This is a genomic window from Yinghuangia sp. YIM S10712 (assembly GCF_051388935.1).
In the GTDB taxonomy this organism is placed as follows: domain Bacteria; phylum Actinomycetota; class Actinomycetes; order Streptomycetales; family Streptomycetaceae; genus Yinghuangia.
The window spans coordinates 416,418-419,848 of sequence record NZ_JBPKBI010000001.1 but is presented as its reverse complement, the minus strand read 5'-3'; the positions used below and the strand labels follow the sequence as shown (position 1 = coordinate 419,848).

The 3,431-nt window shown below is 71.3% G+C and carries 3 protein-coding genes; 2 read left to right on the top strand and 1 reads right to left on the bottom strand.

What is annotated here, in order from left to right:
* The first annotated feature begins 413 nt into the window (after positions 1–413).
* Together ACRX5W_RS02010 and ACRX5W_RS02005 are read left to right on the top strand one after the other, a co-directional pair.
* Positions 414–1,169 carry a class I SAM-dependent methyltransferase gene (locus ACRX5W_RS02010; protein WP_436786121.1) on the top strand — a complete coding sequence of 252 codons (756 nt, stop codon included), beginning with the start codon at positions 414–416 and terminating at the stop codon, positions 1,167–1,169.
* 309 nt (positions 1,170–1,478) lie between these two features.
* On the top strand, positions 1,479–2,927 hold the full coding sequence (locus tag ACRX5W_RS02005) for an NlpC/P60 family protein (RefSeq protein ID WP_436786120.1): 1,449 nt from the start codon (positions 1,479–1,481) through the stop codon (positions 2,925–2,927).
* Positions 2,928–3,006: 79 nt separating this feature from the next.
* Here ACRX5W_RS02005 and ACRX5W_RS02000 read toward each other — a convergent pair whose 3' ends face one another.
* Positions 3,007–3,351, bottom strand: a complete 345-nt coding sequence (locus tag ACRX5W_RS02000; RefSeq protein ID WP_436786119.1) for a DUF2516 family protein — start codon at positions 3,349–3,351, stop codon at positions 3,007–3,009.
* Between the last annotated feature and the right edge of the window lie 80 nt (positions 3,352–3,431).

Sequence of the window (3,431 nt, the reverse complement as noted above, 5' to 3'; positions counted from 1 at the left end):
CAAGGCGTGCGGCGGAACACGGCGTACGGCGCCGGCCACCGTCGTGGCGGGCGCGATCCGGCTTTGCTTCCCCTCCCGGGGCGCTGTCGTTAATTCAGACGACAAGACCACCGGTCAAGTGATAACCGATCCCGTGCGTCGCGCGATTCCCGACCGGGATGTGAGATGAATCGATCACGGTCAGCATCGAATGCGCCACCCTTTGTCGTCATCGATCATGGACACCGACGCCTTTCGGTCGCACGTCGGGCATTCGCGACGCGCCTCCTACACTCGTGGGCATGGTCAGCCGCGGGGTCTCCTCAGCCGCCGCGGCGTCCGACCGCCGGCGCCGGGTCCCGGCGCCGAGGAACCCTCGGAAACCGACCGGGGTCGTCACGCGGGGCACGACCAATCCGAATCGGCTGCGGCGCGTGGACCGCTGGGTCACCGCCGAGCACGCGCGGCTGCTGCGCGCGGCGCCCGATCCGCTCGTGGTCGACCTGGGATACGGCGCCTCGCCGGTGACGACGGTCGAGTTCCACCGCCGACTGCGGGCGGTGCGGGCGGACGTCGAGACACTGGGCATCGAAATCGACCCGGAGCGCGTCGCCGCCGCACTGCCGCACGCGGGCGACGGACTGTCGTTCGTACGAGGCGGGTTCGAGGTGCCGCTCCCGGATCGCCGGCGGGCGGTGCTGATCCGGGCCTTCAACGTGCTGCGGCAGTACGGCGAACACGAGGTGGCCGAGGCCTGGTCCACGATGTGCGCCCGCCTCGCCCCGGGCGGCCTGGTGGTCGAGGGGACGTGCGACGAGCCGGGGCGCCTCGCGACCTGGATCGCCGTCGGCGCGGACGCCCGCCCGCGCACGCTGACCCTCGCCGCCCGGCTGGCGGATTTGGGGCGGCCCTCGGATCTTGCGGTGCGCCTGCCGAAGGCGCTCATCCACCGCAACGTCCCGGGTGAGCCGGTGCACGCGTTCCTGTCCGCGTTCGACCGGGCGTGGGACACGCACGCCGCGTTGGACCCGCTGGGCGCGCGGCAGCGGTGGGCGGCGGCGGTGCGCGAACTCGCCGCGGAATGGCCCGTTCGCACCCGGCCGGATCGGGCCCGCGGCGGCGAAGTGACCGTCGATTGGGCCGCGGTGGCCCCGGTCACACCTCCGAACGGCGAACAGAGCACCAACTGAACAGATCTGACTGTTCGTCAATCGAATGTCCGAAACGGCTCTGCGACACGCCGCAAACGCCCAGCTCAGAACCGGTGTTCGGACCTGGGCGCCCGCTGTGGTTCACCCAACTTTCATCCGCATCACCCTGCGACGTATCGCGACGCTCACACAATCGCCCTGCCTTTTGCCAACGGAACGTGGCAGGATCCGACGCTGGAACCGGTTCCGGGCGGCTTCCGTCCATCCCGATGGCCGGTTCCACCCGCGGTACGGAACCCGGAATGCGACACGGGGCAGGCGCAGTCGACTGATCGAAAGGGTCAGCGCATGGCGATCTTGGGGGGCGGGAGCGGCCGTTGGGTCCGCGCGGCGACCACGTGTGGGGCGGTACTGCTGTGCGCGGCGCTGTTCACGGGGCAGGCGGCCGCCGCCCCGGTGCCGCCGCCGCCGCAAATCGCGTTCAGCGTCACGGAGGTCCAGACCCGACTCCAGGACCTGTACCGGCAGGCCGAGCAGGCGACGGAACGCTACAACGCCACCAACGAACGCCGCACCGCGCAGCAGGCCAAGGTCAACGACGTCCGCGCCGGCATCGCGTCGGCCCAGCAGCAGATCGCCTCGCAGAAGGAGGAGATCGGCCGCATCGTGCGCCTGCAGTACACCGGAGGCGGCGTCGACCCCCTGCTGACCCTGATGCTGACCGCAGATCCTGCCGAATTCCTGCAGAAGGCGCCGACGTTCGCGCGTATCAACCAGACGCAGGCGGACACCATCGCCCGCCAGAAGCAGGCCGAGCAGCAGCTCAAGAACATGCAGAAGGCGGAGAACGCGCAACTCGCCGAGAACCGCCGCCTGGAGGCCGAGTCGGAGAAGGCCCGGGCCGACATCCAGGGCAAAGTCGCCGAGGCCGAGGCGCTGCTCGCCACGCTCACCCCCGAACAGATCGCCCAGCTTGAGCAGTTCGAGGCCCAGGTCGCCCAGGCCGGGCAGGTGCAGCTTGAGCAGCACGGAATACTGTCGCGCCCCGACCAACTCACCACATCAGCCGCGCAACGGGCGATCGGCTACGCGCTGAGCAAGATCGGCCTGCCGTACGTCTGGGGCGGTGAGGGACCGATCGGCTACGACTGCTCCGGCCTCACCTCGCAGGCGTGGCTCTCGGCCGGTGTGAGGATCCCGCGTACCTCGCAGGAGCAGTGGGCCCGGCTGCCGCGCGTGCCGGTCACCGACATGCGGCCCGGCGACCTGATCGTCTACTACAGCGACGCCAGCCACATCGGGATGTACCTCGGCAACGGCCTGATGGTGCACGCCCCGCGCCCTGGACGCACGATCACCATCGCGCCGGCCGGATCGATGCCGATCCTCGGCGTGGTCCGCCCCGACGGCGGCGCCGGCGTCGTCCAGGCCCCGCCGATCCCGAACGTGCCGCAGGTGCCGGTGCCCCCGCCCGTCCCACCGGTCCCCCCGCCGCCCGCGCCGCCGACCACCACCCCGCCGACGACGCCCCCGCCCGGTACGACGCCGCCCCCCACGACGACGCCGCCGCCGACCACCACGCCGACGAACCCGCCGACGAGCCCCGGCACCGGGACGCCGACGAACCCGGGCACGGGAACCCCGACCGGTCCGGGCACCGGCACCCCCACGGGCCCGAGCGGCAGCCCGAGCCCGACGGACACCACGACCACGACCCCCGGCACCACGCCGAACCCGACCGACTCCGCGCAGAACCCGTCGTCCACACAAACAGCGACGGCGACCGGGGCGGCCTGACGTCCGGGGCACGACACGCGGAAGGGCCGGGCGCACCCTCGGGAGGTGCGCCCGGCCCTTCCTCACACTCGCGTGGCTCTCACCAGGGCCCGTACGGTCCCATCCGCCCGCCGCCGCGACGCCCGTCGACCTGCTTGAGGGCCGGACGCACGTCGACCATGTAGACGATCGCGGCGATCAGCCCGGCGATCGACAGGATGTTGATCAGCGAAAGGAAGAAGAAGTTCCAGACGACCGCGACGGCCAGGATCACCACCCAGAACATCTTCTTGTTCTTGTCGGCGGCCCGATACGCGTCCTCGCGACGCACCGAGGCGTCGACCAGGCAGAACAGCTTGAACAAGAGCAGCGCGATGGCCACCCAGTACGTCGCACTGCCGAACGCGTTCGTCAGCGCCCCGCCGGCCAGAGTCAAGTCCGGCATCGCTCCTCCTCGCTGCGCGTTCCCGGTGACCTGTGCAGTCTCGCACGCCGGGCCCGAACACGGGACCACCCGCGCCGGGT